This window comes from Acinetobacter sp. GXMZU3951 (assembly GCF_054457875.1).
In genome coordinates, this window is sequence record NZ_JBTLFO010000006.1 from 208772 (window position 1) to 227086 (window position 18315).

22 protein-coding genes are annotated in these 18315 nt (G+C 44.3%); 5 read left to right on the forward strand and 17 right to left on the reverse strand.

Translation table 11 applies throughout. The features are described 5' to 3' along the window. Window positions 1–13: 13 nt before the first annotated feature. Window positions 14–637 (forward strand): MotA/TolQ/ExbB proton channel family protein, encoded by a 624-nt coding sequence (locus tag ACX17N_RS11230; RefSeq protein ID WP_458892653.1) that lies wholly within the window; start codon window positions 14–16, stop codon window positions 635–637. Beyond that, the gene (locus ACX17N_RS11235) at window positions 637–1041 is read left to right on the forward strand and encodes an ExbD/TolR family protein (RefSeq protein WP_458892654.1); all 405 of its coding nucleotides are present in this window, start codon (window positions 637–639) and stop codon (window positions 1039–1041) included. Before ACX17N_RS11230 ends, ACX17N_RS11235 begins: the two co-directional genes overlap by 1 nt. A 54-nt stretch (window positions 1042–1095) precedes the next feature. Here ACX17N_RS11235 and msrA read toward each other — a convergent pair whose 3' ends face one another. From msrA to thyA, 5 genes are all read right to left on the reverse strand, one after another. After that, a complete protein-coding gene (msrA, locus tag ACX17N_RS11240; protein WP_458892655.1) occupies window positions 1096–1620 on the reverse strand; it encodes a peptide-methionine (S)-S-oxide reductase MsrA in 525 nt (174 codons plus the stop codon). Window positions 1621–1740: 120 nt separating this feature from the next. Beyond that, window positions 1741–2196: an META domain-containing protein gene (locus ACX17N_RS11245; protein ID WP_458892656.1), complete on the reverse strand. Its 456-nt coding sequence runs from the start codon at window positions 2194–2196 to the stop codon at window positions 1741–1743. Window positions 2197–2305: 109 nt separating this feature from the next. Continuing rightward, window positions 2306–3343, reverse strand: coding sequence for an Lnb N-terminal periplasmic domain-containing protein (locus ACX17N_RS11250; protein ID WP_458892657.1), 1038 nt, complete (start codon window positions 3341–3343; stop codon window positions 2306–2308). Between the two features lie 24 nt (window positions 3344–3367). After that, window positions 3368–3880, reverse strand: a complete 513-nt coding sequence (locus ACX17N_RS11255) for a dihydrofolate reductase (RefSeq protein ID WP_458892658.1) — start codon at window positions 3878–3880, stop codon at window positions 3368–3370. 71 nt (window positions 3881–3951) lie between these two features. Next, window positions 3952–4794 (reverse strand): thymidylate synthase, encoded by an 843-nt coding sequence (gene thyA, locus ACX17N_RS11260; RefSeq protein WP_458892659.1) that lies wholly within the window; start codon window positions 4792–4794, stop codon window positions 3952–3954. A gap of 408 nt (window positions 4795–5202) precedes the next feature. On the opposite strand from thyA, the gene ACX17N_RS11265 reads away from it, so the two are divergent. After that, entirely contained in the window at window positions 5203–5712 is a 510-nt protein-coding gene (locus ACX17N_RS11265; RefSeq protein WP_458892660.1) for a peptidoglycan amidohydrolase family protein, read from the forward strand. A 77-nt stretch (window positions 5713–5789) separates the two neighbouring features. Here the strand turns inward: ACX17N_RS11265 and ACX17N_RS11270 are convergent, their stop codons facing one another. The 3 genes from ACX17N_RS11270 to lgt form a co-directional block, all read right to left on the reverse strand. Beyond that, window positions 5790–6173 carry a hypothetical protein gene (locus tag ACX17N_RS11270; protein ID WP_458892661.1) on the reverse strand — a complete coding sequence of 128 codons (384 nt, stop codon included), beginning with the start codon at window positions 6171–6173 and terminating at the stop codon, window positions 5790–5792. Next, a complete protein-coding gene (locus ACX17N_RS11275) occupies window positions 6173–6556 on the reverse strand; it encodes a hypothetical protein (RefSeq protein WP_458892662.1) in 384 nt (127 codons plus the stop codon). Before ACX17N_RS11275 ends, ACX17N_RS11270 begins: the two co-directional genes overlap by 1 nt. 98 nt (window positions 6557–6654) lie before the next feature. Beyond that, entirely contained in the window at window positions 6655–7464 is an 810-nt protein-coding gene (lgt, locus tag ACX17N_RS11280; protein WP_458892663.1) for a prolipoprotein diacylglyceryl transferase, read from the reverse strand. A gap of 93 nt (window positions 7465–7557) precedes the next feature. On the opposite strand from lgt, the gene ACX17N_RS11285 reads away from it, so the two are divergent. Continuing rightward, complete coding sequence (locus ACX17N_RS11285; RefSeq protein ID WP_458892664.1) at window positions 7558–8346, forward strand: NRDE family protein; 789 nt, start codon at window positions 7558–7560, stop codon at window positions 8344–8346. 45 nt (window positions 8347–8391) lie between these two features. On the opposite strand, the gene ACX17N_RS11290 is transcribed toward ACX17N_RS11285, so the two are convergent. From ACX17N_RS11290 to tatA, 4 genes are all read right to left on the reverse strand, one after another. Then, window positions 8392–10566 (reverse strand): PhoX family protein, encoded by a 2175-nt coding sequence (locus ACX17N_RS11290; protein WP_458892665.1) that lies wholly within the window; start codon window positions 10564–10566, stop codon window positions 8392–8394. A gap of 157 nt (window positions 10567–10723) precedes the next feature. Further along, on the reverse strand, window positions 10724–11506 hold the full coding sequence (gene tatC / locus ACX17N_RS11295; protein WP_458892666.1) for a twin-arginine translocase subunit TatC: 783 nt from the start codon (window positions 11504–11506) through the stop codon (window positions 10724–10726). Next, window positions 11503–11967, reverse strand: coding sequence for a Sec-independent protein translocase protein TatB (gene tatB / locus ACX17N_RS11300; RefSeq protein ID WP_458892667.1), 465 nt, complete (start codon window positions 11965–11967; stop codon window positions 11503–11505). Before tatB ends, tatC begins: the two co-directional genes overlap by 4 nt. 18 nt (window positions 11968–11985) lie before the next feature. Beyond that, complete coding sequence (tatA, locus tag ACX17N_RS11305; protein ID WP_458892668.1) at window positions 11986–12204, reverse strand: Sec-independent protein translocase subunit TatA; 219 nt, start codon at window positions 12202–12204, stop codon at window positions 11986–11988. A gap of 156 nt (window positions 12205–12360) precedes the next feature. Between tatA and ACX17N_RS11310 the strand changes: the two genes are divergently transcribed. After that, window positions 12361–13239, forward strand: coding sequence for an AEC family transporter (locus ACX17N_RS11310; protein WP_458892669.1), 879 nt, complete (start codon window positions 12361–12363; stop codon window positions 13237–13239). 55 nt (window positions 13240–13294) lie between these two features. On the opposite strand, the gene rdgB is transcribed toward ACX17N_RS11310, so the two are convergent. The 5 genes from rdgB to leuA all read right to left on the reverse strand — a co-directional run bounded on the left by rdgB (window position 13295) and on the right by leuA (window position 18226). Next, window positions 13295–13921, reverse strand: a complete 627-nt coding sequence (gene rdgB / locus ACX17N_RS11315) for an RdgB/HAM1 family non-canonical purine NTP pyrophosphatase (protein WP_458892670.1) — start codon at window positions 13919–13921, stop codon at window positions 13295–13297. Window positions 13922–14108: 187 nt separating this feature from the next. Then, window positions 14109–14696 carry a tetratricopeptide repeat protein gene (locus ACX17N_RS11320; protein ID WP_458892671.1) on the reverse strand — a complete coding sequence of 196 codons (588 nt, stop codon included), beginning with the start codon at window positions 14694–14696 and terminating at the stop codon, window positions 14109–14111. After that, window positions 14693–15286: a methionine biosynthesis protein MetW gene (metW, locus tag ACX17N_RS11325; RefSeq protein ID WP_016168236.1), complete on the reverse strand. Its 594-nt coding sequence runs from the start codon at window positions 15284–15286 to the stop codon at window positions 14693–14695. The genes ACX17N_RS11320 and metW overlap by 4 nt, the downstream gene beginning before the upstream one ends. Next, window positions 15286–16446, reverse strand: coding sequence for a homoserine O-succinyltransferase MetX (gene metX / locus ACX17N_RS11330; RefSeq protein ID WP_458892672.1), 1161 nt, complete (start codon window positions 16444–16446; stop codon window positions 15286–15288). The genes metW and metX overlap by 1 nt, the downstream gene beginning before the upstream one ends. An 82-nt stretch (window positions 16447–16528) precedes the next feature. After that, on the reverse strand, window positions 16529–18226 hold the full coding sequence (gene leuA / locus ACX17N_RS11335; RefSeq protein WP_458892673.1) for a 2-isopropylmalate synthase: 1698 nt from the start codon (window positions 18224–18226) through the stop codon (window positions 16529–16531). Window positions 18227–18315 lie beyond the last annotated feature (89 nt).

Sequence of the window (18315 nt, forward strand, 5' to 3'; positions counted from 1 at the left end):
TAGGAGTTCGAGTATGAACTTTTCAGTTTATTGGCAACATGCGGATGCAGTGAGTAAAACCCTGTATTTCGTATTATTGGCAATGTCTATCGCAACATGGACGATTTTTATTTTACGTCTGATGGGCACACGTCAACTTAAACAGCAAGCACATGCTCAACTTTCAGCAGCATTGACACAATTGAAAGCGAAATTAATGCCGCTCAGTTTTGAACAGCGTAAAGCCGTGGCTGAACAAGCATTGCTTCGTCAAATTTCAGTGGAAAAAGCCAATGCTGAAAAAGGCGTATCAGTTTTAGGTACGATTGCGTCTATTGCACCTTTTGTGGGTTTATTCGGTACCGTTTGGGGTATTTTCCATGCCTTGGTGGCTGTGGGTAAAAGCGGTCAAGCCGGTTTGGCACAAGTGGCTACCCCAGTGGGTGAAGCCCTGATTATGACCGGTCTAGGTTTGGCTGTGGCCATTCCAGCCGTATTGGCATACAACATTTGTGTACGTGCCAACCGTACTTTATCAAATGAACTACAAGATCAAGCTCATGGCTTGTTGATTGATACCATGTTGCAGCAAGAGTCTGCGAGCAAAAAAGTTGACGTCAAAGCAACACAAGAAGGTTTAGTTGGAGGTCAAGCTTAATGGCTTTTCAATTGGGTGAAGACAACGATTCGGGCATGAATGAGATGAACCTCATTCCGCTCATCGATATTATGTTGGTATTGATGATCATCTTTTTGGTGACTGCAACCGTTGCCAACCCATCAATTCCATTAACCTTACCAAAAACCACAGCGGATATTGTCGATCCACCGCCTGAAGCCATTACCGTCAGTATTAATGCCAACGGTGAAGTCGCGTGGAATGACCAAATCATCAGCTTAGATGAACTGCAAACACGTTTTAACGATGCGGGTCAGCAACAGCAGAAACCAACGGTGCAATTACGGGCAGATAAAGAATCGCGCTATGATACCGTTGCACAAGTAATGTCACGTGCGAGTGAAGCCGGACTCAGTGATATTGCTTTTGTGAGTGAAAACTAATTATTACTGCTGTGAAAAAATGCGACCGATACGGTCGCATTTTTTATGGTCATGTTAGTCGCTTTTTAGCAGGGTCTGGAATTTACTGTGGAGCTTTAACAGCTTGGGTGGAATGGCAAAATTACAATAGCCTTGGGATGGATTGCGTGCAAAGAAATTCTGATGATATTCTTCGGCAGGGTAGAAGGTCGGTGCAGGACTCAGTTCAGTCACAATATTAAGCCCTTGTGCTTGTAGTTCCTCAATCATTTGTGCCGCAAGCTGCTGTTGCTCGGCATTAAAATAATAGATCACTGAGCGGTACTGTGTGCCAATATCATTACCTTGGCGGTTGAGCGTGGTCGGATCATGTGTGGCGAAGAAGACTTCGAGCAGTTGCGAATATTGAATTTGGTTTTCATCAAAATCCACTAAAATCACTTCTGCGTGTTCGGTATCCCCACGGCAAATATCTTCGTAGCTTGGGTTTTCGGTCAGTCCACCAGCATAACCACTCACCACTTGCGTGACGCCTTTTAATTGCAGAAACACGGCTTCGACACACCAGAAGCAGCCCCCACCGAATAATGCCTGTTGCATGAAAATTTCCTATATGACGAATTGATCTGCAGAATACGAGAACTTTATGGCATCACCATGTACGTTCCGTTGTATATATGAAAAAGGTCTGTAATACAGACCTTTATATGGCTTAAATCCTTAACGTGGCTGCTTGGCACTGCCCAGTTGAATCAACAAGTTGCCATGACGATCTAAAAGTTTGAGGGTTTTGCCATACACTTGGTAATTGGTGACATTGGCGAGGGCGCTATTAAATTGATTTGGAATAGTGCTGTCTATGCATGCCATTTGGGTGGATGCCATTTGTGACAGGACTAAAGTATCAGCGGTAGCTTGATAGGTACCCATGATACGGTTGCAACCATCTGCACCGGAGACTCGTTTGCTGGCTTCATCGAATTGCAAGCTTGGAATATTACGGGCTGTCGGAGCTGTTTTAATCATTTGCGCGCCAATTTGCGTCACAATCCACGTGCGGTTTTGTAATTGCGCTAGGTTATTTACTTCAGTTGTAGAGGAAGCAGACATGGATTGGCAGCCTGTAAAAAGCAGTGCTGAGCCAAGGAGCGCGACACTAAGCGATTTTTTTAACATGTTGTAATTCCAGTTTTTTTAAGGTTATTTTTTAGTTATAAACAATGTGAAATTAAATTTCTAGTTGAAAATCGTATTTATTCAGACAAATTGGCACAGACTTTTATGCTTAATCTTTTGGTAGCCCTTGGCGAATTGTGCTGGAATAGTCTTGAAGCGATGTGAGGGATTGTACCCGTGGATTCACGTGAGCACGTTGATACCATTCCTGCAAGCTGTAACGGTGAGAGATCGCGTGCAGATCGTAAAGATAATTCGGTAAATAACCGGAAGCCAGCAGTCGGTAATCGAGTGGTAAAGGCTTTTGGCTGACTTCCTGAATCATGTCAAAGACCAAGGTCGTGCAGTTACTGCTTAGGGTGTTATACCACTTGGGTTTCTGAGCCAGTTCATGGGCTTTATTTAAATATTCCAGAAACAAAGCTTGGCTCTGCTTTTGCGACATTTTGATTGGAAAGAAATACACCTGTTCATGGCGAATATTGCTGCGGGTATAAATAATATCGGTTTCGTTGGCCGCGACCAGATTTAATTCATATTTGCGGAAAAAGCCTCCAATTGCAGAAAATTCTTCATCTTTTTCTTTACGAATTTCAATGGAAAAGGTCAGCGGTGCCTGATCGGCAAAATCAAAACTGACTAAGGTGTGGGCAATTTGCGGGCCAGTCCAATACGAGGTAATAATATTGACCCCCGTAATTTGATTGAGATTCAGGACACGGTTTTGCCAAACGGCATCATAGCGACCATCGGCATGCCAGTGAAAATCACGCACATTATGCAAGGTCACCTGATTGCCTTGTATTTCATAGCTCAACAAGCGCGAAACCTCAGGATTCCAGTCACGGTCTTGACGGGCATCTAAGCTGAAGTACCAGCCGAGTGCGCAAACAAACCCCAAAATATAGAGCAGAATATCTTTATTCCGACTGATGAGGTGTTGGCTAAAATAAATCCCCAAAATGCTGAGGGAAAAACATGCCCACGCCACAATAAGGCCGTAACTCACAATCGGATGTATGGGTTGTTGTACCCATAGTGCGAGACAGAGCCAGAGCGAAGAAAGCAGCACGAACAGACTGAATATACAGTGGATCAACCATTTCACAGATTTTATCAGCAAGGTGTCGGATCCTGGTTGCTGCATATTCAGTCACTCATGTGGTTTTTTTTATTTGGTATAGGTGGCAAACTCAAAGGCAATTCCCGTGTTTTCATCCAGTTGTTTGCTGGAAGACACTTTTTTAAATTCAGCAGGAATGGCGGGATAGTAGGCATCTCCCTGTACATCCAGTTCAACATGGGTCAATTCCAGTCGATCTGTAATATCCATGGTTTGCTTGAAGATTTCACCACCACCAATAATAAAGATGCTTTCAGGTTTTTCCGAAGCTTGGACATCGGAAACGGCTTGGGTTAAAGCTTCTTCTATACTGTAGGCGATTTTAGTGCCTTCGAATGACCAGTTAGGATCGCGAGTAATCACCCAGTTGACCCGGTTGGGTAAGGTGCGTCCCATCGATTCTAAGGTCTTGCGCCCCATTACCACCACACCGCCTTGGGTAATGGCTTTAAAGTGTTTGAGATCGGCAGGGATATGCCAAGGTAAGTCATTGCCTTTACCGATACAACGTTGCTGATCCATTGCTACGACATGTACAACTTCTAAATTTTGAAATGCCATTTACCCATCACCTGTTCGATAATTTTGAAGAAAAGATGTGCCTGAAGGTTAAGGCACATCATACCCGTAGCTTAAACCGCGACAGGGGCTTTAATTGCTGGATGTGACTCATAGCCGACAATTTCGATATCTTCAAATTTGAAATCGAAGATATCTTGAATGTCAGGATTGAGTTTTAACTGACACAAGCCTAAAGGTTCACGGCTCAGTTGTAATTTGGCTTGTTCAAAATGGTTGGCATAGAGGTGAGTATCACCACCTGTCCAGACAAAATCACCGACCCCTAAGCCACAGACCTGCGCGATCATGTGCGTCAGGAGGGCATAGCTGGCAATGTTAAAGGGTACGCCAAGGAACACATCGGCACTACGTTGATAGAGCTGACAAGATAATTTGCCGTCTTGTACGAAAAACTGGAACAAGGTATGGCAAGGCGGTAATGCGACCTGACCAGCTTCTTGAGGGTTCCAGCCTGACACAATCAGACGACGTGAATTGGGGTTGCTCTTAATCTCATTCACGAGCCAAGTAATCTGGTCAAAACCATCTTGGGCATATAAACCATTTTCAAGTTGGGTTGCACCGAAGTTGCGCCATTGATGACCATACACAGGCCCGAGCTCACCTTCTGGACGACCAAAACGCGCGGTTTGTTCTGCGGTTGCCCATTCATCCCAAATCGTAACTTTGTGGTCTTGCAAATATTGAACATTGGTATCGCCTTTCAGGAACCACAACAGTTCAATGACGATGGAGCGGAAGTGCACTTTTTTGGTGGTGAGTAAAGGGAACCCCTGATTGAGGTCAAAACGCATTTGATGACCAAATACTGAGCGCGTACCTGTACCGGTACGGTCGCCTTTATCACCACCGTGATCGAGGATGTGTTGTAGGAGGTCTAAATACGTTTTCATAAAACTCTCAAATAAACAATTTGGGAGAGCAGGGTGCTAATGGAATCGCCTGATCTTCCCAATTTAAATTATAAAATCTGGGGATGATTATACTGAATTGCGAGGTATAACGCACCCAACATTCTCCGCCCAGTCAGCATGATTACTGCTCTACAAAGTGAGATAAAAAGTATGAATCGAGCCAGATTAACGGTATTTGATTGCAGCAGTAACTTTTGGTGTGTTTGTTTTTTATTCAAAAGAAACCAGTCAGGCACAAATGGAACTCTCAGAAAAAGAGGGGCTTATCGCTTGGTCTGTTACATATTTATATTTTTTTACATTTTCTGTATGAAAATTTAAGTTTCACGGGCTACTATCAGCGCTCAGTGATTTTGATGTTAGAAGCAAGAAGTTTGAGGTTTCAGGATGATTTATGATGTTAATACGGGTATGAGTGATGTCCATGCTCCTGCCGCAACTCAAATCATTGTTCGTTCCAATGCACAACAAAAACCTGATTCCCCACCAGCAAATAAAGAACGCAGTCGTACTTATACATCGAGTAATGCACAGCGTATAGATATTGATAAATTCACTCAAAAACTACAGGGCATTACCCGTCGTACCAGCACACAGAAATGTGCCAAGAGTATTCGTCTTGCACTTCAGTCTGCGGGTGCAAATGTACAGGGTCATCCTGTGGCAGCAGCAGACTGGGGCAGTACGCTAGAACGACTGGGCTATCGTCGTATCAGTCCGTCGTTTGATCAACCCAAGAAAGGTGATATTTATATTATTGACCGTACGCAAGGTCACACCTATGGGCATATCGCAGGCTATTCGGGTTCAGGTTGGGTATCGGATTTTAAACAGACAGGTTATGCCGTCTATAAAAATGCCAATGTTCGTTATAGTTATTACCGCTTAGATCACTAATTCATGCTAGTGAATAAGACATAATAAAGACCGTTTATTTGAAACAGATAAACGGTCTTTTTTAATTTTAAGTGCGGTTATTCATCCGGCTGATCATGGCGTTTAGCACGATTGTGATAAATCGACACCAAAAATAAGCCAACCGCATTAAAACCGAGGGCTTGTAACCACAGCGCCCATTTATGCTGTTCTGGTAATAGATAGACCAGACTAAAAAGTGCAAACAGTTGCATCGCATAAATCCCGTGATGCAGGGCTTTGCGGTAAGTATGCGCGGGGTCGAGCTTCAGATATTGCCGATAAAGCACATCGCTGAGCATACCCAATAGCAGGCTTAATCCGACCCAAACTGGAGGCAACGCAGCAATGCTAGAACAGAGATAAATGCCGATACAGACCGTGATACTGCTGACGAGTTTAATCTCACGGCTACATGATTCTGAATACCAAAAGCCGAGCATCAGGGTGCCTGATCTGAAGATTGGCGATTAAGTAGAGCCAAGGGGGAAAACAGGCAAATCGATAAGGTCATAAAGCCGATGCCTTGAGCCCCAGGCAGCAAAATTTCACCCGCCTGCATATGCATAAAGATTAATGCCAACAACAGGGCAAGTGGAATCCATGTCAATAAGCGATAGAGGAGTCCAGTCGGGTTTTGAGCTGCGAAATGAATTTTGCAATATCGGCAGATTAAGAACACGATACCAGTACCGACAAACATTAAAATGGCATCAGGCTTTAAGGGTTGCATCCAATACAAGCCTGCGGTGACCACAGCAACCAGAATGAAAAGAACCAGTTTCTTGAATACCGCGATTTTGGGATCAAACCAGAATTCGAGCATAGGGTTTAGGAGAAGATCAGAAAGACAGCTTAAACTTTAGCATATGCTAGAGCACGACGCACGAATCGTGCTCTAGCGGGCAAAATGCAGGAGATGAATTATTTTTTGAGTGGACCCCAATCATAAATTTTCTTCTGATAGGCATACCACATCATCCAGAAGCCAATCAGGATCATCGGGATGGTGAGAAATTGTCCCTTACTCATCCACGCAATGAAGAGTTGTCCATTGTCTGGTTCGCGGAAAAATTCCACCACAAAACGGGCAACCCCATAACCAATTAAGAACAGTGCTGAAACCGCCATACGCGGACGCGGTTTAGAGCTGAACCACCACAGCACAATAAAGAGGATCAGTCCTTCACACAGGGCTTGGTAGAGCTGTGAAGGGTGACGTACCAGCTGGAGCGGGTCGGTAGGGAAGATCATGCCAAAGGCAAAGTTCGGGTCAGTAACTGGGCGACCATACAATTCACCACCAATAAAATTACCTATACGACCAAACATCAAGCCTGTCGGCACACAAGGGGCAATAAAGTCTAAAGTCTGGAACCATGTCATCTGGTATTTCTTGCACCAGAGTAACATCGCGATCATGACGCCTAAGAAGCCGCCATGGAAGCTCATTCCTCCAGTCCAGACTTGGAATAACCAAAGAGGATTTGCCAGAAACTGCTCAAAGCCATAAAAGAAGACATAACCAACACGCCCGCCAATGACGACACCGAGTGCGCCATAAAAAATCAGATCGGAAACCATTTCTGAGGTCCAGCCTGTTCTGAGTTTGGCGCGGTAGGTCGCAAGCCCCCATGCAAACAAGAAGGCCAATAAATACATCAGTCCATACCAATGGACTTGTAAAGGACCCAATGAAATGGCAATGGGGTCGATATTTGGATAGGTCAGCATTCCTGTTCCTTGTCATTATGTTTTGCACAGATTTTAGCGGAATACAATGAAAAATGTTGTACATTCAATGTGTAAAGATATAGAGCAAAATTTATGTGTATTGTGGCAATCGCATGGCATATTTTAGCGCAAACGCCGCTATGCCTGATTTCTAATCGCGATGAATTCTATCATCGTCCCACACAAGCCTTATTTGAATGGCCCGATCAGGGCATTATTGCCGGCCAAGATTTGCAGTCGGGTGGGACGTGGATGGGAATTACCCCTTCGGGACGTTGGGCAATTGTCACCAATTTTCGGGATGGGCGAGATCAGAAAAGCTACGTGACGTCACGAGGACATTTGGTGCAATCCTTTTTGCAGTCGGACTTGGCTCCGATTCGTTTTGCCCAACAGCTTGAGCAACATCAATGTGAATATGCTGGTTTCAATCTGTTTGTTGGAGATCGTGAACAAGCCGTTTATATGAGTAATCGCGGTGAAGCGCCCCAAGTGCTGGCCAAAGGGGTGTATGTGGTTTCCAATGGTTTGATGACGGAGCATTGGGAAAAGACCCGACATCTACGGAAACGCTTTACCCAAGAGCTGTTGCCAATGTTGCAAGGCGGGCATAGTAGTGAAGCGGAGTTGCAATACGCAGTTTGGGATATTTTGGAGGATGAGCGAAAAATCATTCCCGAGTTACTGCCAGATACGGGCATTAGTGCTGAAATGGAAGCGTTATTGTCCTCGACTTTTATTCAGAGTCCAGTCTATGGCACACGTTGCTCTAATTTCCTCAGAATGAGCCACCAAGGTTGGCAATGGCTGGAAAAATCACAGCAAGGTGAAACGCAAGGGCAGATCATTCAGTTGCAAACCCCTTTGAATTGTTCAAAATGACACATAAAAAATGCCAACACTAGGTCGGCATTTTTTGATTATGGATTAAACACCTGCGATCACACCGCCATCTTTACGGGTAATTACGACTGTTGCGGAACGTGGACGTGCGGTGCTGTTGTTTGGATCAGTTTGGGTTGCTGGCCAGTGGCTGGTTGCAGCATCATAACTGTCTGAGTCTTCACCTGGATGCTGCACATTAATGAAGATCGCTTTGTAATCTGGGGTCATGGCAATCCCCGTGATCTCACATTCTTTCGGTCCAACCAAGAAGCGACGTAAGGTTTTATCCGTCACTTGAGCACCAGCAATGGTCGCTTGACCGCTGATCGCTGTTGTTGCTCCACCATCCCCAATTTGACCCGGTAGTGCTGCCAACATCATGCAGTTGGTTACATCAGTATAGGCACCATCATCCGTTTGAATCCACAGTACCCCACGTGGGTCGAACCACATGCCGTCTGGAGATGACAAATCATTATTGTCAGTCAAACCCGATAAATTAATGTTTGAATCCATTGAGGCTTCAGAACCAAACAGGTAGATGTCCCAAGCGAAAGAGGTCGCTGTGGTCTTGTCCCCTGTTTCTTTAAAGCGGATAATATGACCGTTGACGTTGCCTTTACCGCCTTCAGGGTCGGTATAGTTACGTGGGTTGGCTGCATCGGTTGGATAGTCTGAGCCGCGTTTCGAGTTATTGGTCAAAGTCACATAAACTTCACCATTCACAGGGTTAACTGTTGCCCATTCTGGACGGTCCATTTTGGTTGCACCCAAGGCATCGGCTGCAAGGCGGGCAAAAGTCACGACATCCGCTTGTGAGCTAAATGGATAGATACTATTGGATACATCTAAACCATTCTTACCGTGGCTGAGTTCTAGCCATTCACCTGAACCATCACTGTTGAATTTAGCGACATATAACGTACCGTTATTCATGTATTTGTCGCCAGCGGTATAACCACCGTTCACGTCTTTACTGTCCCAGTTGGCAGAAGAAACAAATTTATAGATGTATTCACCGCGTGAGTCATCGCCCATATAGAAAGCTAAAGGTTCACCTTCTACCGCACGACAAGCGCTGTCTTCATGGGCGAAACGACCCAAAGAGGTACGCTTCACTGGGTTTTCACTACGGCTAAATGGGTCAATCTCGACCATCCAGCCAAAGGTATTTGGACCATTACGATAGTCTGAAATAGCTTGGTCAGCGACGGCATCAGCATTCCAGCGGTCATACAGGTCTTGAGATTCAAGTAGACCTTGAGCCGTTTCCCAGCCGTAGCGCGAGCTAGAACCGGCCTTTAAACCATAGCGCTTAAGGGCAATGATTTCTGCTGCACTGCGTTTTTCATCATCGGTGCTGCTACGGGCAAAGTAACCAATAAAGTTTTCTTCTGTGGTGAGGTAGGTGCCCCAAGGGGTATAACCGTTACCACAGTTGTTATGTGTACCACGGGTTTGCTTGCCAGCTGGAGAAAACTTGGTTTTGACTAAATCTGACTCTGCTGCTGCACCGGCAAAATCCATGACGGTTGAAGCGGTAATACGACGGTTAAACAGTGAGTTTTTTACGATCTCAACTTTTTGTGTCGAGTTGTCTTTTTTAATATGAACGACTGAAACACCATGGGCATTGGTTTCACGAATCACTTCATCTTCAGGGCGACGACCATCGACTTTGGTGGCTCCTGTCTGGTGTAAGAAGGTTTGGTTGATGTATTCATGGTTCATGACCAGTAAACCTTCGGTAGACACCGTGTCATCGAATTTACCAGTACTGTTGTTTAATCCAAAGTAGTGCATGCCATCATGGCAGTCACCAGAGCGGAACTGGAAGCTTGGACCAGAAGGAACATTGTTGTCGTCCCAATCAGCATAGCTTGGGTTGATTGAGTCACCTAGTGCATATAAGACCGTTGCTTGATAGCCTTCGGGTACGGTCACGATGTCATTCAGGTTTTTATCAACCACAGAGAAGGTTAATTCGGTTGGTTTTTGATCTGGATCTACAGGAGTGCTTGGCGGGGTTGAATTATCATCATCGTCGCTACACGCGGTTAATGAGGATGCCAAAGCTAGCGCGACTGCACCGCTTGCGGTTTTCCCAATCAAGCTACGACGAGTCATACGTTGTTCTAAAATGTCACGGAAATGCACATTGTTAGAGGTGTTGTTATCTAGTTCCTGATCTTCATGATATGGCGTCAGCTCGGTCATGATTTTTCCCAATTCATCAATAAGTTATAAAGTCCTCATTAACTTATGGAATAAATATGACAAAGCTTTTACCAAACAGTGAAAATCTGGTGAAGAAATCAAGTCACTTTGATGAAAAAAAAGCAGACCGAAGTCTGCCGAGTTAAACCCGTAGTGTTTAGACCATACGTCGTTGCTTTTCAATCAGCTTGCCAAAAAATAGACCGAGCTCAAATAGCAACCACATCGGCACTGCCAGCATAATCATGGATAAGGCATCGGGTGGGGTAACAAACATGGAGACAAAGAAACAACCGACCACAATAAAGCGGCGCTTCTCGACCAATTGCTGTGTTGAAACCAGACCAATTAAAATGAGCAGCAGGGTGATCACTGGAATTTCAAAGGTTAGGCCAAATACCAAAAACAGTTTTAAACAGAAAGTGAGATAGCTATTAATGTCGGTCATGGGCGCCACAGTTTCGGGTGTGACACTCATAAAGAAATGTAAGATGGAAGGCAAAGCTACATAGTAGGCAAAGGCAATGCCTGCATAAAACAAAGCAATACTGCCGACCAAAAGTGGCAGGGCAAGCGATTTTTCTTTTTCATATAGAGCAGGCTTAATAAAAGCCCAAACCTGATAAATGATGAACGGCATGGCAAGCATCAGTGCCACAAAAAAATTCAGCTTAAAAGGCGCCATGAAGGTGGCTGTTACATCAGTTGCAATCATCGACGATGACACGGGCAACTGTGCACGTAAGGGTTCAGACATTAACTGGTAGGTGTGATTTGCAAAGGGCAATAGGCAAAAAAACAGTGCGATTAATAAGCCGACAACTTTGAACAAATGCTGCCTTAAAGCCACCAAATGCTTGGTAATCGGCATTTCTTCTAAAGGGGCTTGGGGTTGTTGTAATGGGCTGGGTAAATTCTGAGATTCTATGGGCATGTTCATACCGCCACCTTTAATTCGGGTAATTGAACAAGAGCATCTGTAGTCGGTGCCATGCTTTTATCTGTTTTTGATTCAGGACAATGAAACGGATGACGATGAATCATGGAGCATTTGTGCTCCGTAAGCGGAATATAATTTAAAATTAAATTTTTATTTTCAGTAACGCTGTTTTGCTGTTGTTGTTCGATCACGCTATGACTTTGTTGTTGTAATTCCTGCATTTGAGCTTGCATTTTTAGCTCAAGTTCTTGAATACGTTTCATTTCATTTTGCATTTGTTCGCGTAGTTCAGACATCCGTAATTCCCGGTCAATATCATTTTGGACATTGCTGATCATACGTTTCAGTTTGCCATACCATTTGCCTGCAAAACGTGCAGCTTCAGGAAGCTTATCTGGTCCGAGCACCAATAATGCAATGATGCCGAAGGTCAGTAACTCCGTCATTCCAATATTGAGCATATGCTGAATACCTACAAATTAAGAACGTGTTGAAGATTTAACTTCAGCCGTCGTTTGATGTTCGAGAGTACGTGGTTCACTCAGTGTTGATGTTGTTTCATCTTCTTTAACGGATTTTTTAAAATCTTTGATTGCACCACCGACATCTTTGCCGAGATTTTTGAGTTTTGATGTGCCAAACAACAAAATCACCACGATAACAAAAATCAGTACGTGCCAAATTGATAAGCCTGCCATTGTTTTTTCCTCTTTTTAATTTAAGCCATATCACAACAGCTTGGTATGACAGCGGTGTGACGCTCAGGTTGCAGTTTTAAGACAGCTCGGCAAAATACAGGCAAACATGCAAGTAGCAGTGCTATGATGATTTTGTGAAATTTCAAGGAAATTCAGGTGAATTTGCTGCTACCGGTGCTGGCATTTATAACAGGATTCATTCTCGCAACCAGCAGGTTTGCGCCTCAGCTCAAGACTGGACTATCGAGTCTGCTCGCACGTTGTTTTATTCCGATAGTGATTATTTACAACATGGTGTTTTATCAGGTTGGCAGTTTGAGCCTGATGTTGTTCAGCTTTATGGTTGCTGTAGTACTCTTCTATTTTTTCTACGCTTTTTCCAAGAATAAACTGAAAGCATTGTGCTTTAGTTACGTCAACATGGCCTGGTTGGGCTTTCCATTAGCAATCGCTTTGTTTGGTTCACAAATCAGTGCAGCGATGGTGGCACTGTATATTGGCGGATCAATTTTTGGCAATGTGTGGGCAGTCACTGCGGTTAGTGCGACTCCGCAGCCACTCTCTTTGCTTTTGAAAAAAATTATGCGCTCTCCGCCAATGATAGCCTTGAGTTTAGCTGTACTTTTTCGTGAGATGGGGATGCAGTACTGGTCGGTCCATCAGGGGCTCGATGGGCTGTATAGCGCAGCCAAATTTGGCATGAGCTTTTCAGGCATGTGTGTGCTGGGCATGTGGTTAAGACATACTAAGGTGTACGCAACTGACTTGTGGCAAAGTAGCAAAATGGCGGCACTAAAATTACTCTGTGGCATCGTACTTTGCGGTTTGACCTATTATTTGGTCCCTATTCCGCATATCGAACACTATATCGGTGTGATGTTTTTACTGTTTTGTTTGCCGCCGGCTGCCAATATTGTGGCTTTGGAAACCCATTATCAGGGTACCGGAACCTCAGCAAAGTATATTGCTTCAGGGACAATTGTGAGTTGCGTGGTGGTGAGTCTGTATGGAGCTTTACTGCATCTGTTTTCTTGAGGTGGAGCTCTCTCCTGAGCGGAGAGAGAACTTGAAACATAAACAGATGGGAACGTTATTTTTCTAAACTGTGCTTAAATAATTGCATGGCTTGACCGCGATGACTGATCTTATTTTTTTCTGCCTTTGAAAGTTCGGCACTGCTCAGTCCAAGTTCAGGTAGCCAGAACAGCGGATCATAACCAAAACCGTTTTCACCCCGTGCAGCTTCGAGTACTTCACCTGTCCAAATGCCTTGGAAAATTTGTGGTAGCGGATCATCGGCATGTTGCACCAATGCCAGTACGCAAACGAACATGGCTTCAATCACCTCACCCTCTTTACGCAATGGTTGGAGTTCGGCCAAGAGTTTCTGATTGTTGGCCGCATCATCGCCATGTTCACCTGCAAAACGCGCAGAATAGATGCCTGGTGCACCGCCTAAAACCGGCACGCAAATGCCCGAATCATCGGCAATTGCAGGTTTGCCTGAAATACGGCTGGCATGGCGGGCTTTAATGATGGCATTTTCAACAAAGCTCAAGCCATCTTCAACCGCATCTTCAATGTTCAGTTGCCCTTGTGGCACAACGTGGACTGGGAGTTGAAGCTCGGCAAAGAGTTTCTCAAATTCAGCAATTTTACCTTTGTTATTACTGGCAAGTACCAATGTGCCTTGAGATAGCCAATCTTGTGCAGACATGAAAATTACCCTTATGTTGGAATTGGCTTAGTGTAGTCGATTTTAGCCGCCATCAAGCAGGCGATTTTTTGAATGAGATTGAGAGCGCACGAAAATTAATCTGGCTTTTCGTGTTTGCAAAACTTGCCAGTCCAAACCACAGGGCAATAAAAAAGCACCCGAAGGTGCTTTTAAAATGCAACACAAATTACTGTGCCTGAATCCATTTGTCCGCACGGTCACGTGCCAAACGAATCTGGTCTTGAGTCAAGTTGGCCGCCAAAGCAGTTTTCTTGCCTTCAGACATCGAAATCACTTTGTTGTCGAGCATGCCATCACGGGTAGAAAGTTCGTACCACTGGTAAGCACCAATGTAGTTTTTCTTTTGCTCTTCCATCATGGCAAGGTTAAAGCTGGCACGGTTGTCGCCATGGCTGGCTGCCTTTTCAAAGTATTGGCGAGCCAAAGTTTCATTCTTGGCCACACCGACGCCATCGGCATACATACGACCAACATTTAACTGAGCAGGGGATAAACCCTGATCAGCAGCAGCTTTAAACCAAGCAAACGCCTGACGGTCATCTTGCTTAATGTCTTTACCAGTTTGGTATTTGGTGCCTAAGTAAAACTGTGCCGCAGGTTGTCCTGCTTTTGCCGCTTTCACTAGGTTACCAATGTCCATGGTAGAATATTGGGCAGCTTGACTAGCAATGGAAGCAGATGGCGAAACATACTCAGCATGAGACTGAATGCTAAAAAGTCCAAAAACTAGTGTGCTTAGTAATAATTTTTTCATAGTGCGCTCACTCGATAAATTGCGACTTCACCAAACAGATTCGGGATATGTTTACTCAGTAAACTACCTTGCTGATCCCCATTTACGGCAAGTCGATTAATTATTCGGATGTTGTTTTCTGCACAAAGTGCTTCAAAATCACGAAAAGTACATAAGTGGATATTTGGAGTATTATACCACATATACGGTAATGCTTCTGAAACAGGCATCATTCCCTTTAATGCTAAGAAAGAACGTGTCTTCCAATGCGCAAAGTTTGGAAAGGTAATAATGGCTTGTTTCCCCACGCGCACCATATCACGTAATAATACGTCAGGCGCATCTACTGCTTGCAAAGCTTGTGCCATGACCACATAGTCGAAAGACTGGTCGGCAAAACGACTTAAACCTAAATTTAAGTCCTGCTGAATAATATTTAACCCTCGACTGATGGCAATTGCAATCTTTTCCTGATCAATTTCTAAGCCATATGCACGAATGTTGTGCTGTTTGCTCATGTGTGCCAGCAATTCGCCATCACCACAGCCCAAGTCAAGCACTTTAGAGTCTGGTTTAATCCATGCCTCTGCCAGTTGATGATCGATACGCATTACACAGCCTCCTTAGGGGTAGATTTAAGCTGTTCTTCACCACCTAAAAATGCACGTAATGATTTGACATACAGCGGAATCGGGAACAAGAACGAATCATGACCTTGTTCTGCGCTAATATCTAAATAGCTGACCGGTTTATGATTGGTAATTAAAGCATCTACAATTTCTTGTGAACGTTCAGGCGTAAAGCGCCAGTCCGTGGTAAATGACACCACCAGAAACTTACATTGGGTCTGAGACATCGCTTGGGTCAATGAATGTTCGTATTCACGGGAAGGGTCAAAGTAATCCAGTGCCTTGGTCATTATCAGATAAGTATTGGCATCAAAATTACGGCTGAACTGTTCGCCTTGGTAACGTAAATAGCTTTCGACTTGGAATTCGACATCAAAACCGTACATAAATTTGCCGGATTTTAAGTCACGTCCAAATTTTTGTTTCATGGCTTCTTCAGACAGGTAGGTAATGTGACCAACCATACGCGCCAAAATTAAGCCGCGTTTCGGATAGCTGTCATGTTCTAAATAACGACCTTGATGAAAGTCAGGATCCGACAAGATCGACTGACGCGCCACCTCGTTAAAAGCAATATTCTGTGCGGAGAGTTTTGGCGCGCTGGCAATAATCACGCATTTCTGTAAACGCTCAGGATAATCGACCGACCATTGTAACGCCTGCATACCGCCCAAAGATCCACCAATAATCGCATACCAAGTTTGAATACCTAAGCGATCAGACAGCATGGCTTGGGTTTTGACCCAGTCTCGCACGGTGACTAAAGGAAAGTCGGGGCCATAGGGACGATTGTCATTTTCTGGATTGGGTGAGATAGGACCCGTAGAGCCACTACAGCCGCCAATATTATTTAAGGCAACTACAAAGAATTTAGAAGTATCAATCGCTTTACCAGGACCAATACACGCATCCCACCAACCTGCTTTTTTATCATCTGCATGATGATAACCCGCAGCATGGTGATGTCCCGACAAGGCGTGACAAATGAGAATGGCATTCGAGTGATCTGCGTTGAGCGTGCCGTAGGTTTCAACCATCATTTCAAAACGTGGTAAAACACGACCACATTCAAGTTCTAACGGCTCTTCGAATTGGAACTTTTGTGGGGTTACGAGGCCCACTGAGTCAGCTGGAAAAGACACAGAAATACTTCGCCTTAAATTTTTTCGATCAATAAACAAAAGGATACCACTTGAGGGTATCCTTTCTAAAGTTTTTTTATGCTTAAACTGCGGCAGCAATCACTTGTTCAGTGCTAAGCACACCTTGTTCAATTAAGCGATTGGTACAAGCAAGGATTGCTTCAATCGATGCCGTAACAATGTTGTCATGGACGCCAGCACCAAAGGCCGACTTACCAGTACCTTTCACCTGAATCTCAATCAAGGCCAAGGCTTTCGCATGTGCGCCAGAGCTAATGCTGCGTTCTTCATAGTTCAAGACATCAATTGGTAATTGAAGTGCATTCAACATTGCAGAAATCGGGCCGTTACCTTCACCACGTAAATGTTGAGTTTCACCATTAAGTTCGATATCTAACTCAATCACTTGGTTGCCATTTTCATCCGACAAACGGTAATTTTTCGCTGAATAATGTGCATCTTTGGTTCCAACATAGGTGCTTTGGAACAAGCCCCAGATTTGTTGTGCTGAAACTTCGACCCCTTCTTCATCCGCTACTTGCTGAACCACTTGTGAGAATTCAATTTGCAAACGACGCGGCAACACCACGTTGTAGTTCGATTCTAACAAGTATGAAATACCACCTTTACCTGACTGTGAGTTAACACGAATCACCGCATCGTAGTCACGACCCAAGTCTTTTGGATCGATTGGTAAGTATGGCATGTCCCAGATTTCTTCATTTTTCTGGTATTCAAAACCTTTTTTAATCGCGTCTTGGTGTGAACCAGAGAACGCTGTGAAGACCAAGTCACCAGCATATGGATGACGTGGATGGACAGGTAAACCCGTACATTCTTCTACAGTGGCAATGACTTCATTAATGTTGGAGAAGTCCAAGTTTGGTGCCACACCTTGGGTGTACATGTTTAAGGCAATTGCTGCTACGTCAACGTTACCTGTACGTTCACCATTCCCAAACACACAACCTTCTACACGGTCAGCACCCGCCATAATCGCCAATTCAGAAGCGGCGATACCACAGCCACGATCATTGTGACAGTGCACAGAAATAATCACGCCGTCACGACGGGCAATGTTACGGTGCATCCATTCAATTTGGTCGGCATAAACATTTGGTGTAGATACTTCTACGGTTGCAGGCAAGTTCAAAATGACTTTCTGTTCTGGGCGAGCATCCCAGATTTCAGTCACAGCATCACAGACGTCTTTGGCAACTTCTAATTCAGTTGCAGAGAAACATTCTGGGCTGTATTGGAAGACCCACTCAGTTTCTGGTTGCTGTGCTGCATATTCTTTGACTTTTTCTGCTGCGTTAATCGCTAATTGTTTTGCACCTGCAATATCCACATTCAATACTTTTTGACGGAAGGTCGGAGAGTTTGAGTTGTAGATGTGCACAATTGCGCGTTTAGCCCCTTGTAAAGATTCAAAGGTACGTTGAATTAAGTGATCACGTGCTTGAACCAAAACTTCAATATAGACGTCATCAGGAATATGACCTTCTTCAATTAACTTGCGCGTAAAGTCAAAGTCAATTTGCGATGCCGAAGGGAAGCCAATTTCAATATGTTTAAAGCCAATTTTGACCAACATTTGGAACATTTTAAATTTTTGTTCCATGTCCATCGGTTCAAAAATTGCTTGGTTACCGTCACGAAGGTCGGTACTCATCCAAATCGGCGCTTGGGTAATTTCTTTGTTTGGCCATTGACGGTCAGGCAAGTCTACACGCTGGTACATGCGACGGTATTTTTTACTTGGATCAGCCAACATCATGAGGAACTCCTTGTGTAGTGCCGGTTGCTCGGTATTATTAAAATGCAACGTACTACTAATATATGGTGTCTATTTCAACAAAATTAAAG